This is a genomic window from Enterococcus sp. HMSC061C05 (assembly GCF_001814765.1).
In the GTDB taxonomy this organism is placed as follows: domain Bacteria; phylum Bacillota; class Bacilli; order Lactobacillales; family Enterococcaceae; genus Enterococcus_B; species Enterococcus_B lactis.
In genome coordinates this window covers 36,878-55,753 of sequence record NZ_KV817740.1, presented here as the reverse complement: position 1 = coordinate 55,753, position 18,876 = coordinate 36,878, and the positions used below count along the sequence as shown (strand labels likewise).

Sequence of the window (18,876 nt, the reverse complement as noted above, 5' to 3'; positions counted from 1 at the left end):
GACACTATCTGAGGTCGACTTATAAAAGCCGACCAAACAGAGAGAATCTTACCAGCGATAGTGAGCAAACGCACGGTTGGCATCAGCCATTTTATGAGTGTCTTCACGTTTTTTAACAGAAGCACCTGTGTTGTTTGCAGCATCCATGATTTCTTTTGCTAAGCGTTCTTCCATTGTGTGTTCACCGCGCAAGCGAGCGTAGTTTACTACCCAACGAAGACCTAGAGTAACGCGGCGTTCAGGGCGAACTTCAACTGGTACTTGGTAGTTTGAACCCCCAACACGACGTGCTTTAACTTCAAGAACAGGTTGAACGTTTTTCATTGCTTGTTCAAACACTTCTAATGGATCGTTACCTGTAGATTCTTTGATCAAATCAAAGGCATTATAGATAATGTTAGCTGCAATCCCGCGTTTTCCGTCAACCATTACACGGTTGATCAAGCGAGTTACTAATTTTGAGTTATAAATAGGATCTGGTAAAACATCACGTTTTGCAACAGGACCTTTACGTGGCATCCGTAACTCCTCCTTCCGAAATATTGTTCATAGTAATTACTTCTATATAATAGAAGCAAGTTTCATTTGTTTAATAATTAAAATTAAGCTTTAGGTTTTTTAGTTCCGTATTTAGAACGGCTTTGTTTACGGTCGTTAACACCAGCAGTATCTAAAGCACCGCGAACGATATGGTAACGTACCCCTGGCAAGTCTTTTACACGACCACCGCGTAATAATACAACACTGTGTTCTTGTAAGTTATGACCAATCCCTGGGATATAAGCAGTAACTTCAATTAAGTTTGACAAACGAACACGTGCATATTTACGTAAAGCTGAGTTCGGTTTTTTAGGTGTCATTGTACCCACACGAGTTGCTACCCCACGTTTTTGAGGTGAGTTTACGTTAGTTTGAGTTTTCTTAAAGCTGTTATATCCTTTGTTCAAAGCAGGTGAATTAGATTTTTCCACCTTTGATTTACGAGGTTTACGTACTAATTGGTTAATTGTAGGCATTCCTTGTTTCCTCCTTCCCACGATTTGCGTCTAGTTCCACACATCCAGGTGGTTCTTTTTTTGCGATAAAAAATAAATGCAATGTCTGCATCCTTATCAAATATGCTTTGATAAACAGTCAGCACGTTTCTTCACAGAAACCTGTAGATAAAGCACCTTTGTTAGAATATCACGAATGAAAAAACATGTCAACAAGAGATGCAATTTTTTTTGAAAAAGCTTTATTGCAATAAAAAAGAATGGTATCTTTTTGCCGTAAATCACGCTAAAATAGTGAGGAAAGCACGAAGCTCAAACTAAAAAAAGGTGGATGCAAAGATGAATTTAAAACAATTAGCTGGCATTGAAGCCGCGAAATTCGTAAAGGACGGGATGATCGTTGGTCTCGGGACCGGTTCAACCGCCTATTATATGGTAGAAGAGATTGGTCGCCGTATGCGTGAAGAAGGATTACGTATCACAGGAGTCACTACTTCAAATGCGACAAAAGAACAAGCGGAAAAATTAGGAATACCGCTAAAGAGTATCGATGAAGTCCCAGTAGTCGATCTGACGATAGATGGTGCTGATGAAATCAGTGCTGATTTTCAAGGGATAAAAGGCGGCGGTGCTGCTTTGCTTTTCGAGAAAATAGTCGCTACGTACTCAAAAGAAACGATTTGGATCGTTGATTCTTCTAAATTAGTCCATAAACTTGGGAAGTTCCCACTCCCAGTTGAAGTCATCCCTTATGGCTCCCAACAGCTACTTCATATTTTTGACGAAAAAGGATTCCAACCTGTTTTGCGTACAGACGAAAACGGCGAAGTCCTAACCACAGATGGTGGTCATTATATCATTGATCTGCATCTAGAAGTTATTGAACAACCAGAAAGCTTAGCTACCTATTTAGATGAACTTGTTGGGGTAGTCGAACATGGACTTTTCCTAAATATGGTTTCAAAAGTTGTTGTTGGCTCAGAAAAAGGTGTTGAGATTCTTGATGCCATCCGCCATAAATAAAGAAAAACTGCTTGATCATCCAATAAAAAAAGACAGCGGAAAATTTGCGAAAAAACTATCTTTTTGACGTACTTTATGCTACATTTTTACTGTTATATCCAGTTAGAAAATCACTGCTAGAAAGGAATCACCATGAAAATTATTGGTTATGCACGCACAACCATAAATGATGTTGATTTAACAACTCAGGTTGAACAATTATCTGACTTTGGTTGTCAAGAAATTTTCCATGAGACATATGAAGTGGAACAAAACGATGCTACTGCTGTTCATTTGGAGTCAGTGATTGCTGACATGCAGCAAGGCGATGCACTAGTCGTCTGCCAACTTCATCGATTGGGCAAATCTACACGGCAATTAACAGAACTTACACAATTATTCAAAGACCGCGGGCTGCACTTGATTAGCATTGATGAAGGAATCGATACGCGCGAAATGGGGAAAATCTATTTCCAATTGATGGAAAACCTGGCAAACATGGAGTGCGCATTGATCAAAGAACGTACATTAGTTGGATTAGATGAAGCTCGTAAAAAAGGAAAAATCGGCGGAAGACCAAAAATCGATGCAAAAACGATCAAAAAAATCCGACGTCTCTATTATGAAAAAAAAGAAACAATCCAATTTATTTCTTCAAAATGCGGTGTTTCAGTTGGAACATGTTATAAATATATCAATTTGCCTGAAAAAGAAATCGAGCAATTATGCATCTAATGCCTAAAAACGAACAGTGCTTTCGCAGCTGTTCGTTTTTTTATCTTCTCTACTCGTTTTCTCATAGAATCTTATCCAATTTTTCGATGGAAATCTCTTCCAAAAAATTGTACAATAAAACAGAACTGAAATTTTCAGAAATATAAACCTATCTTAAAGGAGAGCTAAACATGCCAAAATTAGTTTTTTCTCGTCACGGTCTTAGTGAATGGAATGCATTGAACCAATTTACTGGTTGGGCTGATGTAAACCTAGCACCAGAAGGAATCGAAGAAGCAAAAGAAGGCGGACGCAAAATCAAAGAAGCTGGAATCGAATTTGATGTTGCCTATACTTCTGTTTTAACTCGTGCAATCAAAACATGTAACTTGATCTTAGAATATTCTGATCAACTTTGGGTACCACAAATCAAATCATGGCGCTTGAACGAACGTCACTATGGTAAATTACAAGGTTTGAACAAAAAAGAAACAGCTGAAAAATACGGCGACGAACAAGTACACATCTGGCGTCGTTCTTACGATACTCTTCCTCCATTAATGGAAGAAACTGACGAAGGTTCTGCAGCAAACGACCGTCGTTACGCAATGTTAGACAAACGCGATATTCCTGGTGGCGAAAACTTGAAAGTGACATTAGAACGTGCTTTGCCATTCTGGCAAGATGAAATTGCTCCAGCATTACTAGACAACAAAACTGTTTTAGTAGCTGCACACGGTAACTCATTACGCGCTCTAGCTAAACATATCGAAGGTATCTCTGACGAAGACATCATGGATCTTGAAATCCCAACAGGTCAACCACTTGTTTATGAATTAAATGATGACTTAACAGTGGCTAAAAAATACTACCTATAATAGATACTCTATTGTAAATAAGACAGCCCTCTCACCTCCTATTATTGTAAGAGATGAAGGGGCTGTTTTTTTAGATATTGGAAGACGGTAGTCTTGGCTATCTAATGCGAATGACATCAATTTACATAATAACTATATGATTATAATAGTAAGTACTGTTTGAATAAACAAAAAATGAAGAGAGAAGGCGTAGCATTGAGAGAAAAAAGAATGTCTGACAATCATTCAGATGTGGAGCGAACATTTTTTGTAGAAACTTATTTAAATTTCATTCTTTTATCCTGTTTCTAAGAGGAAGTTTTCATTTGTATGAGCTATCACCACAACTCTCCATCTTTTCTTATGTTGCTAATAAATGAAGTTTAGATAAAAGTCAACCTCATAAAACTATTTATTTTATCATTTTTTTCTAATGATGAATGTTATATAGAAAAAAGTGTTTACACGACCGCTATTTTCTCGGTTATGATTAATTTGTGAGATACAGACAGACTACACGGCTGCATCTTACAAACAAAATCAAAAAATAAAAATATAGAGTGAGGAGAGACAAGATGATCAAAAGTAATTTAAAAACAGTGATGGCAGCAGGTATGGTATTTTTAAGTTTAGGAGGATCCGTTTCGACATTCGCAACAAATCTATCAACAACTGACTTCGTTAGTACAAGTAAACAGGCCATTGAGCAACAATTGTATATCCATAATGGTGACTTTAATGACGGGTTTGATCATTGGATCACTAGTGGCCAAGAGCCAAATAATCCCATACTTCAAACCGTTAATGGAAATAACTTTGCTTTAGCAAGAAATGGTGAAAATGTTCATCAATACGTGACATTAAAACCAAGTACCACGTATACATTTAGTTATGATGTTGCAGCAAGCGAATCAGCACCAGGACGTGTTGAATTAGGGATCATGAATCATGATGTCGGTTTTGATGTATTAGAGAGCAGTGAACATAATAATGAGAACTGGGAACGTGGCAAACTTACTTTTACGACTCCAGACGATGAAAATACATACCTTATACGATTTGCTTCTACATGGAATGGTTGGGCGAAATATGACAATATCCAAGTGGAAACAGGCGTAACAGAAACAAACATGTTGTCTGTAGGGCGAGAAGGCTCTCGAGCATTTGCTTATTTAACATTGACACCTGAACTTTTTCACAATAATCAAGACAGATGGGTCGTTTACATTGATGGAAGATATCGTTTTGAAACATTTGACGGCACAGCATACTATAGCATTCCAAGAATAGTTGATGGTAATATTCAAGTACGTCACGAAATTCCTGGAAAAGCAGGACAGCGAGTAGAAGTATATCGCCTACCAGGACGTCCTGGATCAAGCTCCTCACTTGAGCACGCTGTATTATTCGAAACACTTATTATTGATGCAGACTTGATTTAAGTTGAATTTTTCATTCTTCAAACATCATCACATGAGCAATTGAATGATTAAGGTATTCATTTAGACGAAACCACCAACAGAAGATGACTCATTTGTCACATCCTGTTGGTGGCCTAGTTCGGAACAGAAAGAGCGTAACTCGCTTCTTTCTGTTCTTTTTTATTTGATTAAGATTGTGCCATTCGTCTGCAATTTAAAAGGAATGTCGATTCACATTTTAGAGATTCAAATGGTTGACTTTAGGTTGACTTTAGGAGGACTCTCGAAGTAACTGAAGCAACGGTTGTCATTGATTTCAGGTTATGTGAGACAGTTTCTGCAAAAAAATGTGACTGCCAAATTTCTATTAATAGAAGTTTAGGCAGTCACACTTTCTTGCTATTTAGCTATTACTTTACCCTTGAATCGCCGTTTCCAATCCTACTTCGATCATTTCATTGAATGTCGATTGACGTTCTGCAGCTGTTGTTTCTTCCCCAGTAATCAAATGGTCGCTAACGGTCATCAAACTTAATGTCTGCACATGGTATTTCGCGCCTAAGTAATAAAGAGCCGCTGCTTCCATTTCCACTCCTAAGACGCCAAGTTCAGCTAATTGGAATGTCTCTGTCAAATCATCTTTGTAGAAAGAATCTTCCGAAAGGACATTTCCTACATGAACCGTATAGCCCTTTTCTTTAGCTATCTCATATGCTTTCAGTAATAGATTGAAATCACTGATTGGCGGAAAATGAAAGGCTTGGAAATTTTTTTCGATCATCGAAGAGCTGGTTGCTGCGCCTTGCGCTAGTACCAAATCACGAACATGGACATCTTTTGACAATGCCCCGCATGTACCTACTCGGATCAATTTCTTTACGCCATATGACTGGATCAATTCATGGGCATAGATAGTGGCTGATGGCATCCCCATCCCTGTTCCTTGAACAGAAATACGTTCGCCTTTATATTTGCCGGTAAAGCCTAGCATACCGCGGACCTGATTGTAACAAACTGGTTCTTCTAAAAAAGTCTCCGCAATATATTTAGCTCGCAAAGGGTCTCCCGGAAGTAAAATCTTATCGGCGATCTCGCCTTCTTTCGCTTCGATATGCACACTCATTTTATTGCTCCTCCTATTACAATAATGTCAATATTTCTTTAACCAATGCTTTAAAAGATTGTTTGACTCTCTGAGTTGTTTCTACAACTTCTTCATGGCTCAGATTCGCCTGCATGCCTGCTGCTAAGTTGGTAATACAAGAGATTCCTAACACTTTTAATCCGCTGTGAGCTGCTACGATGACTTCTGGAACAGTCGACATCCCTACTGCATCGGCTCCTATTGTCCGAGACATCCGAATCTCAGCAGGCGTTTCATAAGTTGGGCCAGAATAGCCCATATATACGCCTTCTTTAAGATCCAAACCTAGTTTTTCTGCAGCTGCTTTTGCTGTTGCTTGATAGTCAGGCGTATAAGCTTGACTCATATCTGGGAATCTAGGACCCATTTCATCTTCATTCGGGCCAATCAAAGGATTTTCACCAGTAAAATTGATGTGATCGGTAATCAGCATCAAATCTCCTGGTACGAAGGATTCATTGACACCGCCACATGCGTTGGTCACAATGACTGAATGGGCACCTAGTCCGGCCATCACACGTACTGGATAGGTCACTGTTTGCATGGAATGACCTTCATAGTAGTGGAATCTTCCTTGCATGGCTAACACTTTTTTGCCTGCTAGAGATCCGTAAACCAGCCGTCCTGCATGTCCAACTACTGTCGAAACAGGAAAGAACGGGATCTCATCATAAGAAATCATTACAGCATCTTCGATTTCATCTGCTAATTCACCTAATCCTGAACCTAGGATCAAACCAAAATCAATTTCTTTTACTCCTTTATCAAGGATAAACTGGGTCGTTTCTTGTAACATCTCGCTTAACTTGGTCATTTGCTTTCTCCTATTTTAAAAAGATTATTTTAATAATTTTAAGAAGCTTTCGCCATTTTCAGTCGAAGAAACACTAAAGTTCTCAGCAATCGTTGCGGAGATATCAGAATAATACCCTTGAGGCAACGCCCCTTGTTCTTTCATTTTTTTACTGTAGACCAATAACGGTACATATTCTCGCGTATGATCGGTACCAGTAAATGTCGGATCGTTTCCGTGATCGGCTGTAATCATTAGCAAGTCGTCTTCTTCCATGGCTTCAAGCAGTTCTGGGATCCGCAAGTCAAATTCTTCAATCGCATGCGCATAACCGACTACATCCCGGCGATGACCGTATAATGCATCAAAATCTACTAAATTGGTAAAGCTGATACCTGTAAACTCTTTTTTCATAACGTTCAGCAACTGGTCGACGCCATCCATATTACTTTTCGTGCGGACAGATTCAGTGATTCCTTGTCCATTGAAAATATCGTTGATCTTTCCTACAGCAATCACGTCTTTTCCTGCTTCTTTCAAAGAATCGAGGACCGTGTGTCCGAATGGATCCAACGCATAATCATGACGATTGCTTGTTCGTGTGAAGTCTCCTGGTTCTCCCACATATGGACGTGCAATGATTCGACCAATCATGTACGGGTCATCTTTTGTTATATCACGAACGAATTGGCAAACCCGGTATAGTTCTTCTAAAGGAATGATTTCTTCATGTGCCGCGATCTGAAGGACAGGATCAGCAGAAGTATATACGATTAAATCGCCTGTTTTCATTTGGTGTTCACCGTAATCGTCAATAACAGCCGTTCCGCTATATGGTTTGTTGCATACGACTTTACGGCCAGAAAACTCTTCGATTTGTTTGATCAGATCATCAGGGAATCCGTTCGGAAACACACGAAACGGCGTCTTGATATTCAATCCCATGATTTCCCAATGGCCTGTCATCGTATCTTTCCCTACAGAAACTTCTTCTAATTTCGTCGCATAGCCTTGATGATCTTTCACTGATTCCACACCTTCAAGAGGACGAATCGTTCCCAAACCAAGCTGCTCTAAATGCGGAATGTTCAATCCTGCTTCTTTTGCAATGTGTCCTAATGTATCAGAACCAACGTCACCGAACTTCTCGGCATCTGGTGCTTCTCCAATTCCTACTGAATCCATGACGATCAGATGTACGCGTTTAAACATGATTATTCCTTCTTTCTTTTTATTTTTATTACCTTTAAAACAAAAAGGGCGAGACGAAAAACACTTCCCGTAACCCACCCTTTTTATTCGCTAAAAGATTATTTTGATTTGATATAGTTCTTCCCGTTTGCTTTTGGTCCAGAAGCTTTCCCTAAGAAAACAACCAACACAATGATTGTCAGCAAATATGGAGCAATTTGCAGCAATACTGGTGGAATCGAAGAAATAACTGGTAATTGCGCACCGATGATACTCAAGCTTTGTGCAAAACCAAAGAACAGTGAGGCACCCATTGCGCCTAAAGGATTCCATTTACCAAAAATCATAGCAGCCATGGAGATGAACCCTTGTCCGACGATCGTCCCAGCTGAAAAGTTACCGGAAATCGACTGAGCAAAAACAGCACCGCCCATACCACCTAACAAGCCTGAAATCAGCACGCCTGAATAACGCATAGCATATACATTGATACCTAATGTATCGGCAGCTTGAGGGTTCTCACCAACTGAACGGAGGCGTAAGCCGAATTTCGTCTTGAAGATGATCACCCAAGCAATGACAGCAATCAAAATTGCACAATAAGCAGGCAAGAATGTATTTTTGAAGAAAATTGGTCCAATGACCGGAATATCTGCTAAACCTGGGAAAGAGAAATATCCCAGATTCTGCGTGATGTTATCTGTTTGACCTTTCCCATACCATGCTTTGATCAAGAAAACACCTAAAGCTGGTGCCATCAGATTGATCACTGTACCGCTGATGATATGGTCAGCACGCAAGCTGACTGTTGCTACTGCGTGGATCAAAGAAAATAGGATACCTACGACGCCACCCACTAAAATAGCGATCCATGGCGTCATGGAACCAAGTGAGGGGCTCATCGTCAAGTTGAAAACGATGGAACTAAAAGCACCCATGACCATGATTCCCTCTAACCCTACGTTTACGATCCCGCTGCGTTCAGAAAACGTTCCGCCTAGTGATGTTAGAATTAACGGTGTTGAATAAACCAGTGTTGAAGTAAGAATCAAGGCAATTAATTCGATAGTCGACATTATAGTTCGCCTCCTTCATGGTTTTGATTCGTTGGCTTCGCTTCGATTGTCGCAACGATTTCTTCTTGTTTTTTTCCTTGGAAGAACTTAGCCATGACGAAACGAATCAAGAAATTGATCCCAACAAAGAAGATAATCAGAGCAATCGATACATTGACGATCTCAAACGGAACACCAGCTCCTGTCTGCATGCCAAGTCCGCCGATCTTCAAAATACTGAACAAAATCGCTGATAAAAGAATACCGATTGCTGATCCAGATCCAAGTAAGGAGACAGCCATTCCGTCAAATCCAATAGATAGCGAGGTCGTTTGAACGAAGAAGTTTTGATACGTTCCTAATCCTTCAACCACACCGCCAAGCCCTGCCAAAGCGCCAGAAATGACCATCGACAAAACGATCGTACGTTTACTGCTCATCCCTGCATACTCAGAAGCAAAAGGATTCAAACCAACGGAACGGATCTCAAATCCTAAAGTCGTTTTCTTCATCAATAGCCAAACGAAAATAAGCGCGATGATGGCTAAAAACAAACCTGAGTTTACGCGAGAGCCGCCAAAAGCTTGTGTTAACCAAGGTAACCGCAACGATGCATTTTGACTGATCATATTGGAAGAGTCCAAACTTGATCGGTAGCTTTCAGGCATCACTTCATGTAAAGCAAATGTGCTTACGTATAATAAGATATAGTTCATCATGATCGTTACGATCACTTCACTTGTTCCAAAGAATGCTCGTAGCAACCCAGGAACAGCCGCTGCCATCGCACCTGCTAAGGCACCTAGGATCACACACAATGGAAGCAAAACAACTTTTGGAAGATCTGGAAAAGCAAGTGCCACCCAGACACTGACGATCCATCCGCAAAGCGCTTGTCCAGAAAGCCCGATATTGAAGAACCCAGCTGAGTTAGCTACAGAAAACCCTAATGCTGTAAAAATCAACGGCGTTGCTTGCCTTAATGTTTCACCGATTCCTCTTTGCGAACCAAGAGCTGCATCTAACATAGAAGAATAACCTTGGATGGGCTGAAAACCGAAAGCAGCCATCAATATCGCGCCTAAGATCAATCCTAAAACAACTGAAAGTACAGGCACTAATAAATTACGGAATTTCTCGCTGCGATCATTCATGTGCGCCAGCCCCCTTTTCTAACTCTTTTCGTGCTTCTTCTAAGGTATAGCCCGCCATCAATAGACCTAATTCATTTTCAGATGTTTCTTTCGGATCAACGATCCCGACGATTTCTCCTTCATGGATAACAGCAATACGATCCGAAACATTTAAAATTTCTTCTAATTCGAAACTAATCAATAACACTGCTTTGTATTTGTCCCTTTGTTCGATCAGACGTTTATGAATAAATTCGATCGCACCTACATCCAGTCCACGAGTTGGATTTGCAACGATCAACAGATCAGGATCTCGGTCGACTTCCCGAGCGATGATTGCTTTTTGCTGATTTCCGCCTGATAAAGCTTTTGCAGGGACAAGTTCATTCGTTGTTCGAACATCATATTCTTCGATCAATTCTCTGGCATGTTCATTTATCACTGAATAATTCAGCATACCGTTTTTACTGTAAGGTTTTTGATGATACGTTTGCAGTGCAATGTTTTCAGACAATGTCATATCTAGGACCAACCCGTATTTATGACGGTCTTCTGGCACATGTCCTACACCATGTTCAGTGATCTTTCGAGGTTTTTTATTGGTGATGTCTTCCCCTTTTAGCTTGATATGTCCGCTTTCTGCCTTTCGCAAACCGGTCAAAGCTTGGATCAACTCCGACTGCCCGTTTCCATCGATTCCAGCGATACCAAGTACTTCGCCAGCACGAACCTCTAAGTTCAGGTTTTTCACGGCTTCTAATCCACGATTTTCTTTCACCACTAGATTTTCAATAGACAAAACGACTTCTTGAGGCTTCGCTTCTTTTTTCATCGTTTTGAATGAAACCGTTCTTCCGACCATCATATCAGCTAATTGCTGTGAGGTAACGTCTTTAACGTTGACTGTACCGATTCCTTTTCCACGGCGGATAACTGTACAACGGTCAGCTACTGCTTTGATTTCATCTAACTTATGCGTAATCAAAATGATTGACTTGCCTTCTTTGACTAATTCCTTCATGATCACGATTAATTCATCAATTTCCTGAGGGGTCAATACAGCTGTCGGCTCATCAAAAATCAGTACATCTGCTCCTCGGTAAAGTGTTTTTAAAATTTCTACCCGTTGTTCCATCCCAACTGAAATATCACGAACATAAGCATCCGGGTTGACTGATAATCCATATTGTTCAGAAACTTTTTGGATCTCTTTTCGCGCTTTTTTATGGTCAAGCATCCCTGCACGACTAGGTTCGCTTCCCAACACGATGTTTTCTGTTACAGTAAAGGCATCAACAAGCATAAAGTGCTGATGGACCATCCCAATCCCTAATTGATTGGCTTTTGTCGGGCTTGTGATCTGTACTTCTTTCCCACGCATCAAAATTTTCCCTGATGTCGGCTCTAATAATCCGGAAAGCACGTTCATCAATGTAGATTTGCCAGCACCGTTTTCTCCAAGCAACGCATGAATCTCTCCTGCCTTTACTTGTAAATTGATGTTGTCATTTGCCTTGAATGTTCCAAATTCTTTGGTAATATTCTGCATTTCTATGACAATATTTTCTTGAACCACCTTTTTTTCACATCCTAACGATTTCTATCTAGGGCAACGATTGACTAAGATTCACGCTTAGTGAGCGTTCTTCTTTTGAAACAAACATTACTTCAGGGAGTTGTTCCCTTATCCAAACTGTCTCAAGGCAGCTTGGATAAATGAACAATTCTTGTTCTAATCAAACCATAGCCTTGTCAAACATGTGTCTAACAAGGCTATAGAAATGGTTTTAGTTTTCTTCAGGAGTTTCTGGAACTTTTACGTCACCTGAAATGATTTTTTCTTTTGCTTCATCCACTGCTTTTTTCGCTTCATCAGAAAGTTGTCCTTCTGTTAGACCAACACCGTCTTCTTTCAATCCATAAACAGTGTGTTCACCACCAGGGAATTTACCGTCAGCTGATTTTTGTGCCAAATCTTCTACTACTGTTCCAACTGCTTTCAGTGTAGATGTCAATGTGAAGTTTTTCTTTTCGCCGTTCAATGTGTATTCGCCTTCGTCTGATTGGTCGCGGTCAACACCGATAACCCAAACTTTTTTGTCGCCTGATTCGTTCAATGATTTTGCTTCTTGGAATACACCGTTACCTGTACCACCTGAAGCATGGAAGATGATATCTGCATTTTGTGCATACATACCTTGAGCAATTGAACGTCCTTTATCTGGAGCAGAGAAGTCACCAGCATATTGGTTCAATACTTTGATTTCTTTTCCTAGTTCTTTCGCACCTGCATCAACACCGGCTTTGAATCCAGCATCAAAACGATCGATTACTTCACCTTTTACGCCGCCGATAAAGCCGACTACGTTTGTTTCAGTCGTGTAAGCTGCTGCAATCCCTGCAAGATAAGAAGCTTCGTTGTCTTTGAATGTTGCAGATACAACGTTATCTAATCCGTCAATCACATCATCGATGATAACGAAGTTCGTACCTGTATTGTTTGTTGCTTGTTCTTGGATCGCTGGTTTTAGTTTATAACCAATACCAAAAATCGTTTTGAATCCAGCATTCAATGCTTGGTCGATATTTGGGATATAATCTGATTCGTTTGAAGATTGGAAGTATTGGAAGCCATCATTGCCTCGTGAAAGACCTTGATCTTTCCCCCATTTTTGTAATCCTTCCCAAGCTGACTGGTTGAATGAACGGTCGTCTACCCCACCTGTATCTGTGATCAATGCTGCAGTTGTTGTGTCTGATGAGCTTTTGCCACCGGATGAATCAGTAGAGCCGTTGTTGCCGCATGCACCTAAAAATAACCCTGCTGCTAGTGCGACAGCACCTAAACCAAATAATTTTGCTTTTTTCATTTCTGTAAAGCCTCCTAAAATAATTGTTTTATTTTTCAACAGTCAGCTGACTGAATGAACATGAGTTATAGATCTTTTTCAGTAAATGCATAAGGCAGTAGTTCTCGAACGGTCGTTGCCTTCGTCACACCATTGTCTCCCACTAGCGTAACCGGCATATCAGGGGCGCAGAACTCTGCCATTACTTGCCGACATGCACCACATGGAGAAATAGGATCAGGGGTGTGCCCTGCTACGACTAAATGGGTAAACGATCTTTCTCCTTCTGATACGGCTTTGAAGAAAGCTGTGCGCTCGGCACAATTCGTTAATCCAAATGATGCATTCTCGATGTTGATACCTTGATAAATCTTGCCTGATTCTGTTACGAGACAAGCACCTACCGGAAAATGGGAATAAGGAACGTATGCTTTATCTAACGCTTCAATAGCTGTGTTGATCCATTCTTGTTTGAGTTCTGCCATGAGTTTCTCCTTTGAAAATTAATAGCCTTCGCCAGTTGAACCAGATACGATTGCTACTCCTGCGCTTGTTCCGATTCTTGTAGCACCCGCTTCGATCATTGCCATTGCTTCCTCTTCGTTATGGATACCGCCAGAAGCTTTGACGCCCATTTCAGGTCCTACCGTTTCACGCATCAAGCGGACATCCTCTACCTTTGCACCACCCGTTGAGAAACCAGTTGATGTTTTGACAAAATCAGCGCCTGCAGCTTTTGCTAATTCGCATGCTCGGATGATTTCTTCTCTATCTAATAAAGATGTTTCGATGATCACTTTGACAAGTGCACGATCTTTTGCTGCTTCAACAACTGCTTCGATATCTTTTTGAACTTTTTGATCATCTTTTGATTTCAACGCACCGATATTGATGACCATATCGACTTCATCTGCACCGTTATTGATGGCATCTGTCGTTTCAAATGCTTTTGTCTCGGATGTGTTTGCTCCTAAAGGAAACCCGATCACTGTACATACGGCTACTGGTTCGCCTTGTAATTGTTCTTTTGCTAGCGCAACCCATGCTGGATTGATGCAGACAGAGTAAAAATGATATTTTTTCGCTTCTTCGATAATTTGCATCACAGCTTCTTTAGATGCGTCTGCTTTCAAAATAGTATGGTCGATCATTCGGTTTAGTTCCATTTCTTTTCCCCTTTTCTTTCAAACGGTAAAATCCGCTTTTTTCCTTTTATTCTGTGATAATGTCATGAATCAATGTTGGCTTCATTGCTGACTCGCCAATTTCAATATTTTTATATAATAATTCAATAACAGAAGAGATTTCTTTATCATTACTATAGATTGTCAATAATGACTCGCCCTTTGTCACAGTGTCCCCGATTTTTTTATGCAGTTTCAATCCAACGGCGTGATCAATATCGTCTTCTTTGGTTTTACGCCCAGCACCTAGCATCATTGCAGCAATTCCTAATTCGTTTGCCACGATTTTTGACACGACTCCGCTTTGTTTAGCAGGAAGCTCCATTGTGTACTGTGCAGTCAAAATTCGTTCTGGTTGTTCCACGATCGTTGGGTCTCCCCCTTGATTTTGGATCATTTCTTTGAATTTTGCTAACGCTTTACCTGATTCCAGAGCTTCTTGAAGCAACGTTCTTGCTTCATCGATTGTTTTAGCTTTGCCAGCAAGGACAACCATTTGGCTTCCTAAGGCGTAGCACATTTCTACTAGATCTTCTGGACCATTTCCTTGTAATGTTTCGATTGCCTCGACAACTTCTAGACTATTTCCGATTGCTTCGCCAAGAGGTTCTGACATATCCGAGATTACCGCCACTGTTTCTCGGTTCGCTAGTTTGCCAATGCTTGTCATGGTTTTTGCCAGACGTCTTGCATCTTCGATATTCTTCATGAAAGCACCGTCTCCAGTGGTCACGTCCAAAACGATTGCATCTGCTCCTGCCGCGATCTTTTTACTCATAATCGAACTGGCAATCAGCGGAAGAGAATCAACGGTCGCTGTGACGTCACGCAAAGCGTACAATTTTTTGTCCGCCGGTGCCAAGTTTCCTGATTGACCGATTACTGCTACTTTGCTTTCATTGACAATGCGCACGAATGCTTCATCCGAAAGCTCGATCTGAAATCCGGGAATTGCTTCTAGCTTGTCTAATGTGCCACCTGTGTAACCTAGACCGCGTCCAGACATTTTAGCCACTGTCACTCCGACACTAGCTACTAGGGGGGCTAAAATCAATGTGGTCGTGTCACCAACGCCACCTGTCGAATGCTTATCTACCTTTATTCCTTCAAGAGAACTCAAATCGATGACATCACCAGAATTAGCAATCGCCAATGTTAAATTCGTGATTTCTTCATTTGTCATGTCTTGATAAAAAATTGCCATCAATAATGCACTGACTTGATAATCTGGAATCTTTCCATTCGTATAGTTCGTGACGATGTACTCGATTTCCTCTTTCGACAGCTCGTTTCCATCCCTCTTTTTTTCAATCAGATCCACCATTCGCATTGTCTGATCCTCCTTGTCTTCATTCGGTATTATACATTATTTTTAGGAAAGGTAAACCACTTTAGTAAACTGGTTTACTAAAAATAAAAAAAGCACTAACTCGCCTTTGTAAATGCTTACATAAGCAATATACCGCCGAGTTAGCCCTTTGTCAATACTTTTACGCTCTCACGAATAATTAATTTTGTTTCGAACACTTTGTTCGGAACTTTTCTTTGAGGAAATTCGATCGTATCGATTAGGAAACGCGCAGCATAAAATCCAATATCAAAACTTGGTTGCTGCACTGTCGTCAATTGCGGAATCATGTATTCTGACAGTTTTAATCCATCGAATCCTATGACAGAGATATCTTCTGGGATTTTTTTGCCCAATTCATCTATCGCCTGATAGCAGCCGATCGCCATGGCATCATTCCCGCAAAAAATAGCCGTGATATCTTTATGTTTGAGTAGTTTTTTTGATGCAGTATAGCCACCTTGGACAGTCAACTCTCCATGTTCAACAAATTTCCCATTAAAAGGCAGGCCATGATCTTTCAGCGCATGACGATATCCGTTGAAACGTTCTTCTAATTGATAGTATCCAGTGGTTTCCTTCAGCATGCCGATCTTCGTATGGCCGCTTTCAATAAATAGTGAAACGGCTTGATAGGCGCCCTCATATTCCTTTACGATAAGCCGTCCGTTATCCCGACGATTCAATCCGCGATCGATTAAAATAATCGGCATTTTTTGATAAAATCCGCTGTCTAATGCGTATTTCTCAGGTAAAATATTTGGTGTTGCCAGCAAGATCCCATCCACTGAGCGGTGGGAAAGCTCTTGTAAATACTTGATCTCATTTTCTTGGCTATGACGAGAATTGCATAACATGATCACATAGCCCAAAGGATTCAAATAGCTCTCTACACCTTCGATCAGTTTGGAGAAGAAGAAATCAGTGACATCAGGGACGATCATTCCGATGGTCTTTGAATGTCGATTGATCACATTTGAAGCGAAATAATCGGGTTTATAATGATGTTCATTCACGATCGACAACACTTTTTTTCTTGTCTTATCACTAAATCGGCTTCCTTTGTTATTCAAAATCTGTGAGACAGTTGTTACTGATACCCCTGCCATTTCTGCAATATCTCTGATGGTCAGCTTCACCCTAGTGGCTCCCTTCTATCTAAATTCCCTATCAGTGTACCAAAACCCCCAAGAAAAGAATAGAGAAAAAAAGAAAGTATGTTTTTTGATAAAAATCTCCTTTATCTACCAACTTGGCAGCGTTCTATACAAGTTCTGTATCTTATTTATTTTATCGTAAAAAACAACGACTCTGTTCCTACTATTTCTTTTTGAAGAAAAAAATAGTTCTTTGTTTTTAAAAACTTCTCAACAAAAAAAGAACTGATACGTACCCTTACATGCACGCCCAGTTCCACTTTTTCGTCGCTCTATTATTTTTCAGCTAGTTATTCTTTCACACTTTTGATGATATAATATCCTTTATCTTTTGTGACGATTTCTGCATTGCCAAATGTTTCTTCCATCTTCTTTTGCGCACTCGGCGCTCCTTGTTTCTTCTGGATCACAATTGTCAGTGTACCGCCCTGCTTCAACCGAGGATATGCGCCTGTCAAGATTTCATGTACGACTTTTTTTCCAGCACGGATTGGCGGATTGCTGACAATAGCTGCATAGGTTTCTTCATGAAGTACTTCATAGATATTTGATTGATGGATGTCCACTTGTTCGATTTGGTTACGCTTTGCGTTTCCTTGCGCTAGACTCACTGCTCGCTCATTAATGTCGACCATTTCAACAAACCGTTGTGTCGCAAATGCCAAAGCTAGCCCAATCGGTCCATACCCGCATCCCACATCTAAGATCTTTCCTTCATCAGGTAACTCTTCCCAATCAAAAGCATCAATCAGGACACGTGAACCATAATCCACTGTTTCACGTGAAAATACACCAGAATCAGTTACAAATTGAAAGGTTCTGCCTTTTAACTCAAAAGCCCATTGTTCAAAATCGTGCGCCGTATCTGGGCGTTCAGAATAGTAATGATTTGTCATGTCTTCCATCCTTCTCGTTTCTTTCATGTCAACAGTCTATCCTTTTATGTATCCGTACGCAAGTCAAGAATAAAACTCCTTTTCTTTCTATTATAAAGATTGTACAAAAAGATTGGCAATCTCTCTTAAGTGGTGGGGTTTGTGTTTATTTTGTGTTAAAATAGTTCCATTGATGGGAGAACGCAGGAGGCTAATATGAATGATCCAATGAACTACTACCGTGTGGCAAGAGAAGAATGGCGAGAATTTTATCGTAATGGGCAAGCACCTTTGACACAAGATGAACTAGATAATATCAAAAGTTTGAATGACCGCATTTCCATGCAGGATGTTCGAGATATCTACGTACCTCTTGCTCATCTGATATATCTATATATGAAAGAATTCGAATCTTTGTTCTTGAGTAAAGGTTTATTTCTTCATAAATATGTAGAAGTACCGCCTTTTATCATCGGGATTGCCGGAAGCGTAGCCGTTGGAAAAAGTACCACAGCCAGACTGCTGCAGACGATTTTGTCTCGTACCTTCAAACGAAGAAATGTTCAGCTGATCACGACTGATGGATTTCTTTATCCAAATCGTATATTAAAAGAGCGTGGAATCATGGATCGCAAAGGATTTCCTGAAAGTTATGATATGGAGATGCTGATCGACTTCTTGAATCGTGTAAAATCTGGTCAGGAAGAGATAAAAGTACCTGTTTACTCACATGATGTATATGATATCATTCCAGGTAAGTACGAGCTGATCCAGCAACCTGATATCTTGATCGTTGAGGGGATCAATACGCTTCAATTACCTGCGAATCAGCAAATCTACGTCAGCGACTTTTTTGATTTTTCTGTCTATGTCGATGCCGATCCCGTGCTGATCGAAAAATGGTATTTGGATCGTTTTGGCGCGTTACTGGATACGGCTTTCCAAAATCCAGAGAATTATTATTATCGTTTTGCTATCGGAGATCGTGAAGAAGCCTTTAAAATGGCAAAAGATGTATGGAAAAATGTGAATTTGAAAAATTTACAGGAATATATCTTGCCTACACGAGGAAGAGCCGATATAATTCTCCATAAAACTGAAAATCATATTATCGATTCGATTTTCATGCGAAAATATTAGCATTTTAAAATAGTTTGA

Annotated in this window: 19 protein-coding genes; 5 read left to right on the top strand and 14 right to left on the bottom strand. The window is 40.3% G+C overall.

What is annotated here, in order from left to right; genetic code table 11:
- Positions 1–48: 48 nt before the first annotated feature.
- Positions 49–519 (bottom strand): 30S ribosomal protein S7, encoded by a 471-nt coding sequence (gene rpsG / locus HMPREF2988_RS06845; protein WP_002290440.1) that lies wholly within the window; start codon positions 517–519, stop codon positions 49–51.
- An 83-nt stretch (positions 520–602) separates the two neighbouring features.
- A complete protein-coding gene (gene rpsL / locus HMPREF2988_RS06840; protein WP_002294318.1) occupies positions 603–1,016 on the bottom strand; it encodes a 30S ribosomal protein S12 in 414 nt (137 codons plus the stop codon).
- Positions 1,017–1,334: 318 nt separating this feature from the next.
- Here rpsL and rpiA point away from each other — a divergent pair, with 318 nt between their 5' ends.
- From rpiA to HMPREF2988_RS06820, 4 genes are all read left to right on the top strand, one after another.
- Entirely contained in the window at positions 1,335–2,018 is a 684-nt protein-coding gene (gene rpiA / locus HMPREF2988_RS06835; protein ID WP_002309842.1) for a ribose-5-phosphate isomerase RpiA, read from the top strand.
- Positions 2,019–2,150: 132 nt separating this feature from the next.
- The gene (locus tag HMPREF2988_RS06830; protein WP_002290435.1) at positions 2,151–2,732 is read left to right on the top strand and encodes a recombinase family protein; all 582 of its coding nucleotides are present in this window, start codon (positions 2,151–2,153) and stop codon (positions 2,730–2,732) included.
- A gap of 170 nt (positions 2,733–2,902) precedes the next feature.
- Positions 2,903–3,589: a 2,3-diphosphoglycerate-dependent phosphoglycerate mutase gene (gpmA, locus tag HMPREF2988_RS06825; protein WP_002294321.1), complete on the top strand. Its 687-nt coding sequence runs from the start codon at positions 2,903–2,905 to the stop codon at positions 3,587–3,589.
- Between the two features lie 554 nt (positions 3,590–4,143).
- On the top strand, positions 4,144–5,010 hold the full coding sequence (locus tag HMPREF2988_RS06820) for a carbohydrate binding domain-containing protein (RefSeq protein ID WP_025477285.1): 867 nt from the start codon (positions 4,144–4,146) through the stop codon (positions 5,008–5,010).
- A gap of 394 nt (positions 5,011–5,404) precedes the next feature.
- On the opposite strand, the gene deoD is transcribed toward HMPREF2988_RS06820, so the two are convergent.
- From deoD to HMPREF2988_RS06760, 12 genes are all read right to left on the bottom strand, one after another.
- Complete coding sequence (gene deoD / locus HMPREF2988_RS06815) at positions 5,405–6,112, bottom strand: purine-nucleoside phosphorylase (protein ID WP_002291121.1); 708 nt, start codon at positions 6,110–6,112, stop codon at positions 5,405–5,407.
- Positions 6,113–6,128: 16 nt separating this feature from the next.
- Complete coding sequence (locus tag HMPREF2988_RS06810) at positions 6,129–6,947, bottom strand: purine-nucleoside phosphorylase (protein ID WP_002315501.1); 819 nt, start codon at positions 6,945–6,947, stop codon at positions 6,129–6,131.
- A 24-nt stretch (positions 6,948–6,971) separates the two neighbouring features.
- Positions 6,972–8,138, bottom strand: a complete 1,167-nt coding sequence (gene deoB, locus HMPREF2988_RS06805; protein ID WP_002291118.1) for a phosphopentomutase — start codon at positions 8,136–8,138, stop codon at positions 6,972–6,974.
- A 98-nt stretch (positions 8,139–8,236) separates the two neighbouring features.
- On the bottom strand, positions 8,237–9,193 hold the full coding sequence (locus tag HMPREF2988_RS06800; protein WP_002309847.1) for an ABC transporter permease: 957 nt from the start codon (positions 9,191–9,193) through the stop codon (positions 8,237–8,239).
- Positions 9,193–10,326 carry an ABC transporter permease gene (locus tag HMPREF2988_RS06795; protein ID WP_002291115.1) on the bottom strand — a complete coding sequence of 378 codons (1,134 nt, stop codon included), beginning with the start codon at positions 10,324–10,326 and terminating at the stop codon, positions 9,193–9,195. The genes HMPREF2988_RS06800 and HMPREF2988_RS06795 overlap by 1 nt, the downstream gene beginning before the upstream one ends.
- Complete coding sequence (locus tag HMPREF2988_RS06790; RefSeq protein WP_002291113.1) at positions 10,319–11,881, bottom strand: ABC transporter ATP-binding protein; 1,563 nt, start codon at positions 11,879–11,881, stop codon at positions 10,319–10,321. The genes HMPREF2988_RS06795 and HMPREF2988_RS06790 overlap by 8 nt, the downstream gene beginning before the upstream one ends.
- Before the next feature lie 211 nt (positions 11,882–12,092).
- The gene (locus HMPREF2988_RS06785; RefSeq protein ID WP_002291111.1) at positions 12,093–13,175 is read right to left on the bottom strand and encodes a BMP family lipoprotein; all 1,083 of its coding nucleotides are present in this window, start codon (positions 13,173–13,175) and stop codon (positions 12,093–12,095) included.
- A 65-nt stretch (positions 13,176–13,240) separates the two neighbouring features.
- A complete protein-coding gene (locus tag HMPREF2988_RS06780) occupies positions 13,241–13,639 on the bottom strand; it encodes a cytidine deaminase (RefSeq protein ID WP_002291109.1) in 399 nt (132 codons plus the stop codon).
- Positions 13,640–13,657: 18 nt separating this feature from the next.
- Positions 13,658–14,320 (bottom strand): deoxyribose-phosphate aldolase, encoded by a 663-nt coding sequence (gene deoC / locus HMPREF2988_RS06775; RefSeq protein WP_002291107.1) that lies wholly within the window; start codon positions 14,318–14,320, stop codon positions 13,658–13,660.
- Between the two features lie 46 nt (positions 14,321–14,366).
- Positions 14,367–15,668: a pyrimidine-nucleoside phosphorylase gene (locus HMPREF2988_RS06770; protein ID WP_024635745.1), complete on the bottom strand. Its 1,302-nt coding sequence runs from the start codon at positions 15,666–15,668 to the stop codon at positions 14,367–14,369.
- A 140-nt stretch (positions 15,669–15,808) separates the two neighbouring features.
- On the bottom strand, positions 15,809–16,825 hold the full coding sequence (locus HMPREF2988_RS06765; protein WP_002291103.1) for a LacI family DNA-binding transcriptional regulator: 1,017 nt from the start codon (positions 16,823–16,825) through the stop codon (positions 15,809–15,811).
- 308 nt (positions 16,826–17,133) lie between these two features.
- Positions 17,134–17,739, bottom strand: a complete 606-nt coding sequence (locus HMPREF2988_RS06760; RefSeq protein ID WP_002309852.1) for a class I SAM-dependent methyltransferase — start codon at positions 17,737–17,739, stop codon at positions 17,134–17,136.
- A gap of 195 nt (positions 17,740–17,934) precedes the next feature.
- Here HMPREF2988_RS06760 and coaA point away from each other — a divergent pair, with 195 nt between their 5' ends.
- Complete coding sequence (gene coaA, locus HMPREF2988_RS06755) at positions 17,935–18,858, top strand: type I pantothenate kinase (RefSeq protein ID WP_070770284.1); 924 nt, start codon at positions 17,935–17,937, stop codon at positions 18,856–18,858.
- Positions 18,859–18,876 lie beyond the last annotated feature (18 nt).

What these genes read in the sequence shown, in the direction of transcription:
- rpsG (WP_002290440.1), bottom strand. Translation starts at nt 519, where the DNA reads ATGCCACGTAAAGGTCCTGTTGCAAAACGTGATGTTTTACCAGATCCT.
- rpsL (WP_002294318.1), bottom strand. Translation starts at nt 1,016, where the DNA reads ATGCCTACAATTAACCAATTAGTACGTAAACCTCGTAAATCAAAGGTG.
- rpiA (WP_002309842.1), top strand. Translation starts at nt 1,335, where the DNA reads ATGAATTTAAAACAATTAGCTGGCATTGAAGCCGCGAAATTCGTAAAG.
- HMPREF2988_RS06830 (WP_002290435.1), top strand. Translation starts at nt 2,151, where the DNA reads ATGAAAATTATTGGTTATGCACGCACAACCATAAATGATGTTGATTTA.
- gpmA (WP_002294321.1), top strand. Translation starts at nt 2,903, where the DNA reads ATGCCAAAATTAGTTTTTTCTCGTCACGGTCTTAGTGAATGGAATGCA.
- HMPREF2988_RS06820 (WP_025477285.1), top strand. Translation starts at nt 4,144, where the DNA reads ATGATCAAAAGTAATTTAAAAACAGTGATGGCAGCAGGTATGGTATTT.
- deoD (WP_002291121.1), bottom strand. Translation starts at nt 6,112, where the DNA reads ATGAGTGTGCATATCGAAGCGAAAGAAGGCGAGATCGCCGATAAGATT.
- HMPREF2988_RS06810 (WP_002315501.1), bottom strand. Translation starts at nt 6,947, where the DNA reads ATGACCAAGTTAAGCGAGATGTTACAAGAAACGACCCAGTTTATCCTT.
- deoB (WP_002291118.1), bottom strand. Translation starts at nt 8,138, where the DNA reads ATGTTTAAACGCGTACATCTGATCGTCATGGATTCAGTAGGAATTGGA.
- HMPREF2988_RS06800 (WP_002309847.1), bottom strand. Translation starts at nt 9,193, where the DNA reads ATGTCGACTATCGAATTAATTGCCTTGATTCTTACTTCAACACTGGTT.
- HMPREF2988_RS06795 (WP_002291115.1), bottom strand. Translation starts at nt 10,326, where the DNA reads ATGAATGATCGCAGCGAGAAATTCCGTAATTTATTAGTGCCTGTACTT.
- HMPREF2988_RS06785 (WP_002291111.1), bottom strand. Translation starts at nt 13,175, where the DNA reads ATGAAAAAAGCAAAATTATTTGGTTTAGGTGCTGTCGCACTAGCAGCA.
- HMPREF2988_RS06780 (WP_002291109.1), bottom strand. Translation starts at nt 13,639, where the DNA reads ATGGCAGAACTCAAACAAGAATGGATCAACACAGCTATTGAAGCGTTA.
- deoC (WP_002291107.1), bottom strand. Translation starts at nt 14,320, where the DNA reads ATGGAACTAAACCGAATGATCGACCATACTATTTTGAAAGCAGACGCA.
- HMPREF2988_RS06770 (WP_024635745.1), bottom strand. Translation starts at nt 15,668, where the DNA reads ATGCGAATGGTGGATCTGATTGAAAAAAAGAGGGATGGAAACGAGCTG.
- HMPREF2988_RS06760 (WP_002309852.1), bottom strand. Translation starts at nt 17,739, where the DNA reads ATGACAAATCATTACTATTCTGAACGCCCAGATACGGCGCACGATTTT.
- coaA (WP_070770284.1), top strand. Translation starts at nt 17,935, where the DNA reads ATGAATGATCCAATGAACTACTACCGTGTGGCAAGAGAAGAATGGCGA.